This window comes from Streptomyces sioyaensis (assembly GCF_004122735.1).
Lineage (GTDB): Bacteria > Actinomycetota > Actinomycetes > Streptomycetales > Streptomycetaceae > Streptomyces > Streptomyces sioyaensis.
On the sequence record NZ_SDIF01000060.1, the window covers coordinates 1 to 13,424 of the forward strand.

Annotated in this window: 14 protein-coding genes; 5 read left to right on the plus strand and 9 right to left on the minus strand. The window is 71.5% G+C overall.

Features of this window, described 5'->3' with window-relative positions; translation table 11 throughout:
* Window positions 1-47: 47 nt before the first annotated feature.
* Window positions 48-1,133: an S-(hydroxymethyl)mycothiol dehydrogenase gene (locus EST54_RS20460; RefSeq protein ID WP_129249091.1), complete on the minus strand. Its 1,086-nt coding sequence runs from the start codon at window positions 1,131-1,133 to the stop codon at window positions 48-50.
* A gap of 217 nt (window positions 1,134-1,350) precedes the next feature.
* Here EST54_RS20460 and EST54_RS20465 point away from each other — a divergent pair, with 217 nt between their 5' ends.
* A complete protein-coding gene (locus EST54_RS20465; protein WP_093481817.1) occupies window positions 1,351-1,671 on the plus strand; it encodes a bifunctional 3-phenylpropionate/cinnamic acid dioxygenase ferredoxin subunit in 321 nt (106 codons plus the stop codon).
* Window positions 1,668-2,837 carry an NAD(P)/FAD-dependent oxidoreductase gene (locus EST54_RS20470; protein ID WP_129249092.1) on the plus strand — a complete coding sequence of 390 codons (1,170 nt, stop codon included), beginning with the start codon at window positions 1,668-1,670 and terminating at the stop codon, window positions 2,835-2,837. Before EST54_RS20465 ends, EST54_RS20470 begins: the two co-directional genes overlap by 4 nt.
* 93 nt (window positions 2,838-2,930) lie before the next feature.
* On the opposite strand, the gene EST54_RS20475 is transcribed toward EST54_RS20470, so the two are convergent.
* From EST54_RS20475 to EST54_RS20485, 3 genes are all read right to left on the minus strand, one after another.
* Entirely contained in the window at window positions 2,931-3,281 is a 351-nt protein-coding gene (locus tag EST54_RS20475; protein WP_239012558.1) for a PH domain-containing protein, read from the minus strand.
* 8 nt (window positions 3,282-3,289) lie between these two features.
* On the minus strand, window positions 3,290-3,436 hold the full coding sequence (locus tag EST54_RS20480) for a hypothetical protein (protein ID WP_239012557.1): 147 nt from the start codon (window positions 3,434-3,436) through the stop codon (window positions 3,290-3,292).
* Window positions 3,437-3,561: 125 nt separating this feature from the next.
* The gene (locus tag EST54_RS20485; protein ID WP_129249093.1) at window positions 3,562-4,518 is read right to left on the minus strand and encodes a hypothetical protein; all 957 of its coding nucleotides are present in this window, start codon (window positions 4,516-4,518) and stop codon (window positions 3,562-3,564) included.
* A gap of 160 nt (window positions 4,519-4,678) precedes the next feature.
* Here EST54_RS20485 and EST54_RS20490 point away from each other — a divergent pair, with 160 nt between their 5' ends.
* The 3 genes from EST54_RS20490 (at window position 4,679) to EST54_RS20500 (ending at window position 6,692) form a co-directional block, all read left to right on the plus strand.
* Window positions 4,679-4,996, plus strand: coding sequence for a hypothetical protein (locus EST54_RS20490; RefSeq protein ID WP_129249094.1), 318 nt, complete (start codon window positions 4,679-4,681; stop codon window positions 4,994-4,996).
* Between the two features lie 131 nt (window positions 4,997-5,127).
* On the plus strand, window positions 5,128-5,349 hold the full coding sequence (locus EST54_RS20495) for a hypothetical protein (protein WP_129249095.1): 222 nt from the start codon (window positions 5,128-5,130) through the stop codon (window positions 5,347-5,349).
* A gap of 104 nt (window positions 5,350-5,453) precedes the next feature.
* Complete coding sequence (locus EST54_RS20500; protein ID WP_129249096.1) at window positions 5,454-6,692, plus strand: SPFH domain-containing protein; 1,239 nt, start codon at window positions 5,454-5,456, stop codon at window positions 6,690-6,692.
* 124 nt (window positions 6,693-6,816) lie between these two features.
* On the opposite strand, the gene EST54_RS20505 is transcribed toward EST54_RS20500, so the two are convergent.
* From EST54_RS20505 to sbnA, 5 genes are read right to left on the minus strand one after another with little or no spacing between them, the layout of a single operon-like run.
* On the minus strand, window positions 6,817-8,103 hold the full coding sequence (locus EST54_RS20505) for a benzoate/H(+) symporter BenE family transporter (RefSeq protein ID WP_129249097.1): 1,287 nt from the start codon (window positions 8,101-8,103) through the stop codon (window positions 6,817-6,819).
* Window positions 8,100-9,302 carry a trans-sulfuration enzyme family protein gene (locus tag EST54_RS20510; RefSeq protein WP_129249098.1) on the minus strand — a complete coding sequence of 401 codons (1,203 nt, stop codon included), beginning with the start codon at window positions 9,300-9,302 and terminating at the stop codon, window positions 8,100-8,102. Before EST54_RS20510 ends, EST54_RS20505 begins: the two co-directional genes overlap by 4 nt.
* Window positions 9,299-11,149 (minus strand): FAD/NAD(P)-binding protein, encoded by a 1,851-nt coding sequence (locus EST54_RS20515; RefSeq protein ID WP_244942573.1) that lies wholly within the window; start codon window positions 11,147-11,149, stop codon window positions 9,299-9,301. Before EST54_RS20515 ends, EST54_RS20510 begins: the two co-directional genes overlap by 4 nt.
* Window positions 11,146-12,147: a 2,3-diaminopropionate biosynthesis protein SbnB gene (sbnB, locus tag EST54_RS35085; protein ID WP_203525333.1), complete on the minus strand. Its 1,002-nt coding sequence runs from the start codon at window positions 12,145-12,147 to the stop codon at window positions 11,146-11,148. Before sbnB ends, EST54_RS20515 begins: the two co-directional genes overlap by 4 nt.
* 36 nt (window positions 12,148-12,183) lie before the next feature.
* Window positions 12,184-13,122 carry a 2,3-diaminopropionate biosynthesis protein SbnA gene (gene sbnA, locus EST54_RS35090; RefSeq protein ID WP_203525339.1) on the minus strand — a complete coding sequence of 313 codons (939 nt, stop codon included), beginning with the start codon at window positions 13,120-13,122 and terminating at the stop codon, window positions 12,184-12,186.
* Between the last annotated feature and the right edge of the window lie 302 nt (window positions 13,123-13,424).

A 13,424-nucleotide genomic window follows, 5' to 3' on the forward strand; every position in this document is an offset into this window, starting at 1 on the left:
GCTGGCGGGTGGGTGCGGCCGTTGCGGCCAAGGGGCCTGTAACGCCGTCACAGGATTACGACGGAGCGCAGGACCGTGCCGTCGCGCATCTTGTCGAAGGCGGACTCCACCTCGTCCAGGGCGATCGTCTCGGTGACGAACCCGTCGAGGTCGAGCCGTCCGCTGAGGTAGCGGTCGATGAGGACCGGGAAGTCCCGGCTGGGCAGACAGTCGCCGTACCAGGAGGACTTCAGCGCGCCACCGCGCGAGAAGAGATCGATCAGCGGCAGCTCGATGCGCATGTCCGGTTCGGGGACGCCGACCTGGACCAGCGTCCCGGCCAGATCGCGCATGAAGAAGCCCTGGGTGTAGGTCTCGGGGCGGCCCACCGCGTCGATCACCACGTCCGCGCCATGCCCGCCGGTGAGGCCGCGGACCGCCTCGACCGGGTCCGTACCGCGGGAGTTGACGGTGTGCGTGGCGCCGAAGCGGGTGGCGCCGTCCAGCTTGCGGTCGTCGATGTCGACCGCGATGATCCGGCGCGCCCCGGCGACCGAGGCGCCGGCGATCGCCGCGTTGCCGACCCCGCCGCAGCCGATGACGGCGACGGTGTCCCCGCTGCCCACGGCGCCGGTGTGCACGGCCGCCCCGTATCCCGCCATCACTCCGCAGCCGATGAGTCCGGCGGCTTCCGGGCGGGCATGGGGGTCGACCTTGACCGCCTGTCCGGCGGCGACCAGGGTCTTCTCGGCGAAGGCCCCGATGCCCAGCGCGGGGCTGACCGCCGTGCCGTCCGCCAGGGTCATCGGCTGGGCGGCGTTACGGGAGTCGAAGCAGTACCAGGGCCGTCCGCGGCGGCAGGAACGGCAGCTGCCGCAGGGCGCCCGCCAGGCGAGGACGACGAAGTCACCGGGCGCGAGATCGGTGACCCCGGGCCCGACGGCCTCGATCACGCCGGCCGCCTCATGGCCGAGCAGAAACGGGAATTCGTCGTTGATCGCGCCGTCCCGGTAGTGCAGGTCGGTGTGGCACACCCCGCAGGCCTGGACGGCGACGAGGACCTCTCCCGGGCCGGGGTCCGGCACCAGGATCGTCCGCAGCTCGACCGGTGCGCCTGGTTTCGCCGCGACGACGGCATGGACTTCGTGTGGCATGCCCTACCCCCTGAGTGTTGCGCACTGCACGACTGGTTGCGCGATGAGAGACATAGTGGGAACGCCGGATCGACACCGTCAAGGGGGTGTGGGCGAGCTCTTCACGCCGCGGCCGGCTTTTCCCGGGACCGCTTGACGCAGCGGCCCAGCGACTGGATTCTGTTGCGCATAGCGCTCCATCGTGCGCACCGCGAAACTCGATGATCCAGGGGGTCCCGTGATTCCTGTCTGCCGTCTCGCCGATCTGCCCACCGGCGAATCCGTACGCATCGACACCGCACCTCCGATCGCCGTCTTCCACGCCGAGGGGCAGCTCTACGCGATCGACGACACCTGCACCCACCAGGACGCCTCCCTCGCGGACGGCTGGCTGGAGGGCTGTCTGGTCGAATGCCCGCTGCACGCCGCGACCTTCGACCTCCGCACCGGAGCGCCCACCTGCCTGCCCGCCCGCCGGGCGGTGCGCACCCACCCCGTGACCGTCGAGGACGGCATGATCTACGTCCAGCACGCCGCCGAGGAGGGCACCGCAGCATGAAGTCGGTCGCTGTCATCGGAGCCTCGCTGGCCGGCCTGTACGCCGCCCGGGCCCTGCGCGCCCAGGGGTTCGACGGCCGGCTGGTGATCGTCGGGGACGAGCGCCACCGCCCCTACGACCGCCCACCGCTGTCCAAGGACTTCCTCACCGGCACCACCGGGCAGGACCAACTGGCCCTGGCAGACGCCGAGGAGATCGCCGAACTCGACGCCGAATGGCTGCTGGGCACCGAGGCCACCGGCCTCGACACCGGCGGCCGCACGGTGCTCCTCGACGGCGGCCGGTCCCTGACCACCGACGGTGTGGTCATCGCCACCGGCGCCGCCCCGCGCCGCCTCCCGGGCCCGGTGCCCGCCGGCGCGCACACCCTGCGCACCCTCGACGACGCGCAGGCGCTGCGCGCGGACCTGACGCGCGGCCCGGTCCGGGTCGTGGTGATCGGCGGCGGCTTCATCGGCGCCGAAGTCGCCTCGTCCTGCACCGCCCTCGGGCATCACGTCACCGTGGTCGAGGCCGCCCCGCTCCCCCTCGTCCCCCAACTCGGCGACACGATGGCCGGAATCTGCTCCGCCCTCCATGCGGACCACGGCGTCACCCTGCTCACCGGCACCGGGGTCGCCCGTCTGCACAGCGGCGGCGCCGCACACCACGTCACCGGGGTCGAGCTGGCCGACGGCCGGCTGCTCCCCGCCGACGTGGTCGTCACCGGTATCGGCGTCCGGCCCCGCACCGCCTGGCTGGCGGGCTCCGGACTGCCGCTCGACGACGGGGTCCGCTGCGACGCGGGAGGGGTCACCCCGCTGCCGCAGGTCGTGGCCGTCGGCGATGTCGCCAGGGTGGCCGGCACCCGCTCCGAACACTGGACCAGCGCCACCGAACAGGCCGCCACGGCGGTGGAGAACCTCCTGGCCGGCAGCACCGTCGCGACCCACCGGAACCTGCCGTACTTCTGGTCCGACCAGTACGGCGTCCGCATCCAGTTCGCCGGCCGGCGGCTGCCCGGCGACACCCCGCGCGTACTCGAAGGCTCCCCCGAAGACCGCAGCTTCCTCGCCTGCTACGAACGCGACGGGCACCCCACCGCGGTACTCGCCCTCAACCGCCCGCGCCCCTTCATGCGGCACCGCCGTGCACTCGCCCGCGCCGCCGAGCCGGCCATCACCTGACCGGCCCGGGCACCGCCCCGGCGCAACGGGCCCGGCTCTGCGCCGGAGACGGCAAGGGCCGCCGGCCCATCCGTCGGCCTCACCCCATTCGGCTCAGCGGTCCGTAGTGGGGACATGCGCCCGCAGGACGGCCTCCACGGCATCGGTGTCGCCCGGCGTGAGGAACGGGCGGACGAAACGGCCGAGATCGAGGATCAGCGCGTCCTTCTTCGCGGGCCGCCCCGGGTCCAGGCTCGCCCAGTACCGCGGGTGCGACGTTCCCCAGATCCGGATCTGCCCGCCGAACACCCCCATCTCCACGCGCCGGAACCCGCGGATGGACGTGTACGGCACGGTCTTCGTCCCCCACGGGAAGTAGTAACCGCGAATGCGGAGGGCGCCGGAGGTGCACTCGATCCAACGGTCCCGGTAGAGACTGCCGCCCATCCGGTTCATCCGGTTCATCCGGTGCCTCAACTCCCGGCGCCTTCGCGCGCCTCGATGCGGTAGGTGAACGCGGCACGGCCCGGGTCGCATGCGGTCGCCCCTCCGTCGACGGTCAGCACCGCACCGATGCCCGTGCCGCCGCCCGGCACGAGGACAACTCGCTCTTCCGCCATGGTCGTTCACGCCTTCCGTAGGGGCCGCGCGCTGCTTCGGCGATCATACGGAGGCGCACCGGACGGGCGGGGGTTTCCGGCCGCGGGCCGCGGCGGGCTGGGATTTCCGGCCGCGGACCGTGCCCTCAGGTGCCTGTGTGGCCGGGTGAGATGGGTGGGGTGGTGGAGGTGGTGGCTTCCCACTGGCTGAGGATGCCGTCCCAGTCGTGCTGGGCGGCCGTGATGGCGTTGGCGTCCCAGGTGCCCTGGGAGGGCTGCTGGTAGTGGTGTTGCTGTGGATGCTGCTCGTAGACCCGGTACTCCTGATACTCCTGCTGCTCTGGGTAGTTCTGGTACGGGTGTTGCTTCCAGGGTTCCTGCTCGTAGTGCTCCCGTGGCGGCTGCGGCGGCCGCTCACGCCAGGCCGGAGGGGGAGTCTCGCTGTGCGGGGAGGGTGGCGGGACGTTGACGAGGCGGCGGTGCCGGCCGATGCGGTCCGGTGGCGGCGCGGGACGGCTTTCGGCGGACAGCTGTTGTGCGCGGGCCACCAGGATCCGGACATCCAGCCCGAGTTCGGCGGCCAGGGCGGAGAGGTCAACTCCGGCCTGCCAACTGCTCATCAGGACCGCGTCCAGAGCCGGCGCCCAGGCCGGCTCGTTGGGCTGGGGCCCGACGGGCTGAGGTGGGGGGACCGGAGCCGGGGCCGGAGCCGGGGCCGGGGCCGGCGGGCCCGTGACCGGCGGACCCGCGGTCGGCGTACTCACGCTGGGCCGGCTCGTGGTGGACGGGTCCGCAGGGGGTACGGCGGCCGGCTGCGCGGGGGCCTGCTCGCACGCGGGCTGGGACAGCAGGCTCTTGGCGACCGCGCGGGCGTCGTCCTTGCCCACCGTGCGCCGGGCCAGGCGCACTTCGCGCTCGTCCAGGCCGAGCAGGTCCGCCACCACCGCGTCGCTGCCCACCGTCACGGCGAAGGCGGCCAGGGTCCGCGAACGACGGGCCTCGGCCTCGTCGAGGAGTCCCTGCGTACGGCGGACCTCGTCATCGCTGCTGCAAAACGCCTGTGCGAGGACCGCGTGGCGCTCCCACAACTCCCTGGGTTCCATGACTGCGACAACGTCCCGTCGTCCGTATTGGACCGCTTCCCAGCTATAGATCACTGCATAAGGTGATTCGAGAGACAGACGTCCCTGCCTCCGCTGTGGAAACGGCGGCAGCGGCAAAAATACGTCGTGACCACATGCCGGAAGAATCGTTTCTACGGCCATGAGCGTCCCCTCTTCCGGCACCGTCGCAGGTCACGGACAGACGTCCCTCCCCCGCCCCGGCTCCGTCCCGCGATGGCTCACCGCGGAGATCGTCCGACAGACCCCCGTGTACGCAGGGCTGGCGAAGCTGTGGACGGAGCGTGCGCGCACCGTGCCCGGAGTCGCCGATCCGGAGTGGCAGCGGCTGGTCTCCTATCGCGCGCTGATGGAGGAGACCGAGATCGCCCTCACGGCCCTCCGGCCGCACCGCGCGCCCGATGTACTGCCGCCGAGAAAGCCGGTGCCCGCGGCCCGTCCCGCCCGTCTGGAGGCCTGAAACCGTCGTCCACCGGCTGCCGGACCGGCGCCCTGAAACGGCGCCGGGGCCGGAGTACCGTTGAGTTGTCGAGGAGTTCCCGCTGCCCGGCCACCGCACCGGCAGCGGCTTTGACCAGCGACGGAACCCGGGTGAGCGCGACGGATGAGACGGACTTCAGCCCGATCGGGGTGATCGGGCGGGTGACCGTGTCGATCCCGGCCGACGGACCGGGCGAGGTGCTGCTGCCCGTGCGCGGCGGGACCGAGGCCTTCGCCGCCTGGTCACCTGTACCCATCGACCGGCATACCCAGGTCATCGTGGTGGACCACACCTCGGCGCGCTCGGTGATCGTCGCGCCGTTGCCCGCATGACCTGGCCGGACCGGTGATCATGGCCGGCCGTGAGCCGGCTTTCCCTCCGCGGCCGTGCCCGCACACCCACGAGCAGCCGGCCGCATCGGACCGGGAGACCCGCAATGTTGTTCTGGCATGTTCCGGCGCCGAACGAGGCGCTGTTGATCTCCGGCTCGAAGCGCCGGGCCGGGGACGCGCAATTCCGTATCGTCACGGGCCACGGCAGCTGGGTCCTGCCCGTCAAGCAGAAGGCGAGCCTGCTGTCGCTGTCGCTGCGGGAGGCCGAGATCTCCGAGGACTGCGTCACCCAGCAGGGCATCCGGATCGGGGTCCGGGCGGTCGCCGTCTTCAAGGTCGGGGACGACCCGACGTCGATCGCCAATGCGGCGCGCCGGTTCCTGGACGAGCAGGCCACCATGGAGGAGCTGGTGGGCCGGATCTTCGCCGGTCATCTGCGCTCGATCGTGGGCGGGCTGACCGTCGAGCAGATCATCCGGGAGCGGGACCGCGTCGCCCAGGAGGTCAAGGACGGCAGCCACTCCGAGATGGAAAAGCTCGGCATCGTCGTCGACGCCCTGCAGATCCAGGAGATCGCCGATACCTCCGGATACATCACCAACCTCGCCGCCCCGCACGCCGCGGCGGTCGCCAGCGCGGCCCGGATCGCGCAGGCCAAGGCCGACCAGGAGGCCACCCAGCGGGAGCAGCAGGCGGCGGCGCTCAAGGCCGAGTACGAGCGGGACACCGCGATCAAACGGGCCGGGTTCCACGCCGAGACCGAGCAGTACAACGCCCGCGCCGCGCAGGCCGGCCCGCTGTCGCAGGCCAGGGCCTCGCAGGAGGTCATCGAGGAGCAGACCGCGCTGGCCCAGCGGCAGGCCTCGCTCGCCGCGCAGCGGCTGGAGGGCGAGGTGCGCCGCCCGGCGGACGCCGAGGCCTACCGGCTGCGCACCCTGGCGGAGGCACGGCGGGACCAGGTCCGGTTCGAGGCGGACGCCCGCGCCTACACCGAGCGGGCCGTGACCCAGGCGCGGGCCGACGCGAACACGGCGCTCGCGGCCTCGCTCCGGGACGGCAACCAGGAGCTGATCGCCGCCAACCGCACCGTCGAGAACCTCCCCGCGCTCGCCCAGGCGGCCGCCGAGGGCATCGCCGGCTCCCGGCTGACCGTGCTCAACGGCACCGACGGCATGAACGAGATCGTCTCCGGCATCGTCGGCCAGGGGATGGCCATCCTCGACAGCCTCAAGAAGGCGACCGGCACCTCCGGCACCGTCTCCCCGCTCGCCGACGGTGCGGGATCGCTGCCGCAGAAGGTGACGAAACTGCCGCAGGACGGGACGGGGTCCGGCGCCTCCTGACCGCACGGGCCGGCTCCGTCCGGCCTCCGGGGCCGGCGTGGCCCGCCGGGCACCCGGAGGTGTCCGGCGGGCCGCGAGGGCCCGGTCACGGCGTGCCGTGCCGCCGGCGAACGGCCGGCTCGGCTCAGGCCGCGGCGGCCGTGGGCGTACGGCGCCAGCGGGTCAGGACGAGGTGCGCGAGGACGCCGAAGAGCAGCCCCCAGAAGGCGGATCCGATGCCGAAGAGGCTGACGCCGGAGGCGGTGGCGAGGAAGGTGATCAGTGCCGCCTCGCGGTCCTTCTCCTCCTTCACCGCCCCGGTCAGGCCGCCGGCCAGGGCACCGAGCAGGGCCACCCCGGCGACCGCCGCCACGAGTTCCTTGGGGAGCCCGGCGAACAGCACCACCAGCGTGGAGCCGAACGCCCCGATGAGGAGGTAGAACGCTCCGCAGGAGACGCCGGCCACATAGCGGCGCTGCGGATCGCGGTGGGACTCGGGTCCGGTGCAGATGGCCGCGGTGATCGCCGCGAGGTTGATGGCGTGCGAGCCGAAGGGCGCCAGCGCCGTGGAGACCAGCCCCGTGGAGCCGATCAGCAGACGGTCCTTGGGCTGGTAGCCGGACGCGGTGAGCACGGCCATGCCCGGTGCGTTCTGCGAGGCGAGCGTCGCCAGGATCATCGGCACGGCGATGCCGATGAGCGAGGCGACCGAGAAGTCCGGGGTCGTCAGGACCGGCCTGGCGAGCTCGATCCGGTCCAGATGGATGTCCAGCCGGGAGCCGGCCGCACTGGCCACGACACCCGCCGCCAGCGCGACGAGCACCGCGTAGCGGGGCAGCCACCGCTTCGCCAGGAGGTAGGCGAGCAGCACCGAACCGGCGAGGAGCGGCGCGGTCTTGAGCGAGGTGAACACCCCGGTGCCGAAGGAGAACAGGATGCCGGCGAGCATCGCGGAGACGACGGCGGTGGGCACCTGCCGCATCAGCCAGCCGAACACGCCGGTCAGACCGACCAGGGTGATCACCAGTCCGGTGACGAGGAAGGCCCCGATGGCCTCCGCGTACGAGTACGCGCCGAGACTCGTCACCAGCAGGGCCGCGCCCGGTGTCGACCAGGCGGTGATCACCGGCATCTTGGTGCGCAGGCTCAGCGCGATACAGGTCAGGCCGCTGCCGATGGAGATGGCCCACACCCAGGAGCTGGTCTGTGCGGTGGTCAGATGCCCGGCGGTGGCCGCCGCGAGCACGATGACCAGCGGGCCGGAGTAGGACACGACGACGGCGACGAAGCCGGCCAGTACGGCGGACAGCGAGACGTCGTGCAGGAAGCCACGCCGGTGTCCGCCGTCCGGCGGCGCGTCCGCCGCGCCGTGCGGACCCGTGGCGTCCGGCGGTGCGGCGTCGGGGTGGGGGGTGGGGGTCTGTGCGCTCAACGGTCTTCCTTCACGGCCTTTTCCAGGGCCTGTTCGAGGTCGGCGACGAGGTTTGCGGGGCTCTCCAGACCTATGGACAGGCGCAGCATGTCCTTCGGCGAGGTGCTGTCCGGCCCTTCGAAGGTATAGCGGTGTTCGACCAGACTCTCCACACCTCCCAACGACGTGGCGCGGATGAAGAGTTCGCAGTGGTTGGCGGTGCGCAGGGACTGCTGCCACGGGCCGTCGACATGCAGGGAGAGCATGCCGCTGAATCCGCCGGTCATCTGCCGGGCGGCGATCTCGTGTCCGGGGTCGGTGGGGAGTCCCGGGTAGGCGACCCGCCGGATCAGGGGGTGGGCGGCGAAGTGCTCGGCCACGGCCATCGCGGTGGCGGAGATCTGGCGCATGCGGGGGAACAGCGTCCGGATGCCCCGCACCAGGAGGTAGGTCTCCAGCGGGCCGAGGATCGGGCCGGTCAGCCTGCGGTGCAGCTGCAGCCGCTCCCATATGGCGTCCCGGGCCTCGGTGCGCTGCGGCGCCTTGACGAGCAGTCCGGCGACGACATCGGTATGGCCGTTGAGGTACTTGGTACCGGAATGCATGATCAGGTCGGCGCCGAGGTCGAACGGCCGGGCGTGCACCGGAGTGGGGACGGTGTTGTCGACGCCGAACAGCGCGCCGGCCCGGTGGGCGATCTCGGCGCAGCCGGCGAGGTCGGTCACCAGCCAGGTGGGGTTCGCCGGGGACTCCGCCCAGACCAGTGCGGTCGGGGCCGCGTCCACGGCGGCCGCCACCGCGTCCAGGTCGTTCATGGGCACCTGGACGACGTCCAGGCCGCGCTGCGGACCGAATTCCCGCAGCCACTTGGTGAGACCGAAGTACATGGTCTGCGGGACCACGACCCGCGCGCCGGCCGGCAGTACCTGGAAGACGGCGGTGGCGGCGGCCATTCCGGACGAGAAGAGCAGCGCGTCCGAGCCGCCCTCCAGGCCCGCCACGACCTGCTCGGCCTGCTCGTACCCCGGTGTGCCCTGGTCGCGCAGGTACGCAAGCCCGGCGGGCGCCCGGTAGTCGCTGTCCCGGGCGTAGGTGGCGCCCAGGCTGATCGGGGGCGGCACGGCGCCGGTGGTCGGAGAGCGCCAGCCGTCGCCCTGTGCGGCGCGGGTCTCGGGCCGGTACTCCTGGTTCCACGGTGTGTAGGTCTCGCTGGTGTTCATCGCTTCCTCGTGATCAGAGACGGCAGGGCGGTACGCAGGGCGAGTTCGGCGTCCAGCAGTGCGCGGGAGGGCACGCCGGGCGAGGGGACGTAGTGGTTGTAGTAGCTGGATCCTTCGGTGTGCGGTCCGAGGAAGAACAACCGCGGCTGCGGTGTGCCCGTGCGGTCGACGCCCTGGCCCTGCCGGGTGACGTCCAGCCCCTGCACGGCCGTTCCGCGGTGCGCGAGGGTACGGACACGACCCGCGGCGACGAGCGTGCCCAGCAGGGATCCGGCCACCCGGTCCGCGCCGGGCTCGCTCACGTGCGCCTGCACGACATGGTCGACCTCCATCCGCAACGGCCGGGCCAGACAGGTGGATTCCAGCCGCCAGGGGCCCTGACCGGCCGGTGCGACGACCTTGGGCCGCGGGCCGGGGCCGAGCCGGACGATCCCGGCGTCGATCAGCGAGAGCAGCTCCGCCGACCGGTCCAGCTGCGGACCGATCACCAGCCGGTTCACCGTGGGGGCGAACTCCCCGAAGAACGTGGCCAGCGACGCGTCGTCGACGCCGGGCGGATCGATGACCGCGCGCAGCACATCGCGGTGGTCCCGGAGCACTTCCAGGGCTTCCTTCAGCGGGGCGGCGCCGAGGCCTTCCCGGGCCTCGGCCAGGTCGGCGCCGACCTCCGCGGTGAACCAGTCGCGGTAGGCGTCGTACCCCGTCCACTGCCGGTCGGTGAGGTCCGCGGACAGGATGCCGGCCACCGGGCAGCGGCCGAACCGCGCCCGCAGTTCCCCGAGCAGCGTCTCGTGGCCGCCGCGTGCGCAGCGCCGGGCCAGCTCCAGTCCGGCGCCGGTGGCGTCGCCGTACTCGCGGGCCAGCAGGGTGCGGTAGTAGGCGAGTGCCATCTCGGCTTCGATCAGCGGCAGGACGTCGCGGGTGAAGTCGAGGCGGCCGTCCGGTGTGCCGGCCCGGATCTCGTCGAGGCGCTCGGTGGTCAGGGCCAGCGGCGCGAAGCGCACCCGCCCCTGCCGGAGCCCGGGGCGGCTGCGCGAGGGCATCCCGGAGCGGTTGGTGAGGACGATCGACGGCTCGCGTCCGCTGGGCAGATAGCGCATCCCCGCCGCGTCCGTGAGGTGCTTGCCGCCGCGGCCGAGGGTCAGGGTGGCGAGGACGTCCATGGCGGTCAGCCCCATGCCGAGGACGGCCACCCGCTCGCCCGGTCCGATGCCGTCGAGCGCCGTGGGCAACGGATAGGGGCGGGTGACCAGTCGGGGATCGGGGGCCGGCGCCGCGGGCAGATACAGCGAATGGTGGCCGACGGTGACGAACACGGCATCGGCCTCGATGCGGCTGCCGTCGGCGAGGACGACCGTCTCGGTCCCGGATCCGCCGGGGAGGACGTCAACGGCGGTCGTACGGTGCCGGATCAGGGTGAGGCTCTCGGGGGCCGCGCCGGTGATCTCCTCCGCGGCCCAGGCGAGATACTCGCTCAGCAGCCGGCGCGGCAGGAAGTCGTTCGGCTGGATCTCCCGCCCCTCGCCCGCGCGCACGGTGTAGCCGTCGTCGGCCAGCCGCAGGTCCCGGCGCCGGCACCACTCGTGGAGCGACGGGCCCAAGACCGGTACGGGGCCGTCCACCATCCGCGCATCGGCGAAGGCGGAGAGCTGTCCGCAGACGGTGTTGAGCAGCAGGTGGTCCGGCTGGTCGGACAGGTGGAAACCGGCGCCGAAGGGCTGCGGGTCGATGAGGTGGACGGTGAGTGGAGTCGGCCGTTCCAGGCAGTGCGCGACCAGCCGCTCGAAGACGCCCAGGCCGCGCGATCCGGCACCGACGAGGGCGACGGAGAGGGGTATGTGGCTCACCACCGGCGCGTCTCCCCGAAGAAGTTGGGCACCTCGATCGTGGTGCCGTCCTTGCGCGCCTCGCCGAGGACGAAGGCTCCCACGGCCAGATCCAGCACGCCCAGGCCGAACGGCGAGAAGATCACCGGGCGTTCCGCCGAGAGCTTCACCTCGCCGTTCAGCACTCCGGCGAGGGTTCCGGTCACGAACTCGCGGGCCCCGGAGCGCTGCTCGGCCAGATGCGGTGACGTGTTGGCCTTGAGGCAGTGTTCGACGTCGTCGAGGATGTTGTCCGCCGCCAGGACGACGTCGGGCGCGAGGTCGCGCAGCGAGATGTTGAGAATGAGCTGACCGGGCCTGAACGGCGCGGTGACATACGGTTCGAGCGCGGTGGTGGCGAAGACCACGGTGTCGGCCGCGAGCGCGGCGTCGAGGTCGGCGGTGAAGGACGCCGGACGGTCCTGGGTGGTGCGGATGTGGCCGGCGAGGGCCTGGCCGGAGGACTCGTCGAGATCGTGGACGAGGTAGGCGTCCGGGGCGCAGCCGGCGACGTTCAGGTAATCGCAGATGTTGCGCGCGATGACTCCCCCGCCCACCACGGCGATCCGGGTCCCCTCGAAGCCGTCCGGGCGCAGCGCGGTCGCCGCGACGGCCGCGGAGGCGGCGGTGCGTGCCGAGCTGATGCTCGCGGCTTCGAGACAGGCGATCGGATACCCGGTCTCGTAGTCGTTGAGCACGAGGACGGCCGAGGCGCGCGGGGCTCCGATCCGGGTGTTGCCCGGGAAGCTCGCGATCCACTTGATGCCGGCGAGCTGGACGTCGGCGCCCAAGTAGGCGGGCAGCGCAATGATCCGGGAATCCGGCTTGTCCGGGAAGCGGAGGAAGTAGCTGTCCGGGTTGACGGAATCCCCCGCCTCATGCGCCTGATAGGCACTGCTGACAATGCCGAGCACGTCCCCGCGTTTCCCGTGCAGGACATTGCGCACCGTTTCACCGGCGACTATCTCAAAATTGAACACAATAATTCCCCCCTCTCGGGCCGGTGCCCGAGAAAACTAGTGGCCGACTATCTCGGGCCAGCGTTCGGCCACCCACGCGTCGTCGTAGATGGTCTCCAGATAGCGGTCACCGAGGTCCGGAGAAATCGCCACCACCACGCTCCCTTCCGGTATTTTCTTGGCGGCGTCCTGTACGGCGCACAGCACCGTGCCGGTCGAGCCTCCCAGGAGCAGCCCCCGCTCCCGGGCAAGGGTTCTGCACATCTCGACGGAATCCGCCTCGGAAATGAGCACGATGTCGTCGAGGTTCCTCGTATCGAGGATTTCCGGACGTCGGCTCGTCCCCAGTCCGGGAATGTGGCGGCGGGCCGCCGGGCCGCCGAAGGTCACCGAGCCGACGGCGTCCACCGCGATGATCCGGGTGGCGGGGCTGTGCCGGCGGAGGTACTCCGCGCAACCCATCAGCGTCCCCGTGGTGCCGGCCCCGATGAAGGCGTAGTCGATGTGGCCGAGCCCCTCGACGAGCGCGCGGCCCGTACGGTCGCGGTGTGCCTGCGGCCCGGCCGGGTTGGCGTACTGGTTCAGCCAGTACAGGTCGGGCTCGCGGCGCAGGCGCTCGGAGATGTAGTCGATCCTTGATTGCAGAAAGCCGCCGTGGGCGTCCCTGGCCTCGATCACCACGACCTCGGCACCGAGAACGGCCATCAGGCGCCGTGAGCGGACGGTGGCATTGGGGTCCGTGACACAGGTCAGCGGATAGCCCTTCGCCGCGCACACCATCGCCAGGGCGACGCCGAGGTTTCCCGACGTCGATTCGATCAGGCGGGTCCGCGGAAAACGGAGCCCGGCGTTCTCAGCCGCCGCGACCAACGCGACAGCCGTCTTGAGCTTTACCGAACCCGCTGGATTGAGACCTTCCATTTTCAGGAAAACGGAACTTCCCGGAACCAGTTGGTCCAGCTGAATGAAGAGGTCATCCAGCACGAGATCATACACTTCTTCCGCTATCACCAGAGTCCAAACCGTTGAAAGTGGGCAGCGCAAGGCAGCTGTGCTCGCAGAAGCGAGATCCCACGGGCTTGTTGGCCGCGCACACGGGTCAGGCGTGCGCTACGCAGAAGGGACTCTTCCCCCGTCCCCCATTGACCGCAAATCCCCCATTCGCGATGTGACGGGTTAATCCTGCCATCAAGCAAGGCCAATGACAATGTTTGCCCAGAATCCAAAAACAGGAGGCGATCATTCCGTCGCGGTAAGGACCGGAGGGCGCCCACCGGAGCGATCGACGCCCGGCAACC

Bases quoted from the DNA above. Each gene is read 5' to 3' on its own strand.
- EST54_RS20460 (WP_129249091.1), bottom strand. From the start codon at position 1,133: ATGCCACACGAAGTCCATGCCGTCGTCGCGGCGAAACCAGGCGCACCG.
- EST54_RS20470 (WP_129249092.1), top strand. From the start codon at position 1,668: ATGAAGTCGGTCGCTGTCATCGGAGCCTCGCTGGCCGGCCTGTACGCC.
- EST54_RS20475 (WP_239012558.1), bottom strand. From the start codon at position 3,281: ATGAACCGGATGAACCGGATGGGCGGCAGTCTCTACCGGGACCGTTGG.
- EST54_RS20480 (WP_239012557.1), bottom strand. From the start codon at position 3,436: ATGGCGGAAGAGCGAGTTGTCCTCGTGCCGGGCGGCGGCACGGGCATC.
- EST54_RS20485 (WP_129249093.1), bottom strand. From the start codon at position 4,518: ATGGAACCCAGGGAGTTGTGGGAGCGCCACGCGGTCCTCGCACAGGCG.
- EST54_RS20490 (WP_129249094.1), top strand. From the start codon at position 4,679: ATGAGCGTCCCCTCTTCCGGCACCGTCGCAGGTCACGGACAGACGTCC.
- EST54_RS20500 (WP_129249096.1), top strand. From the start codon at position 5,454: ATGTTGTTCTGGCATGTTCCGGCGCCGAACGAGGCGCTGTTGATCTCC.
- EST54_RS20510 (WP_129249098.1), bottom strand. From the start codon at position 9,302: ATGAACACCAGCGAGACCTACACACCGTGGAACCAGGAGTACCGGCCC.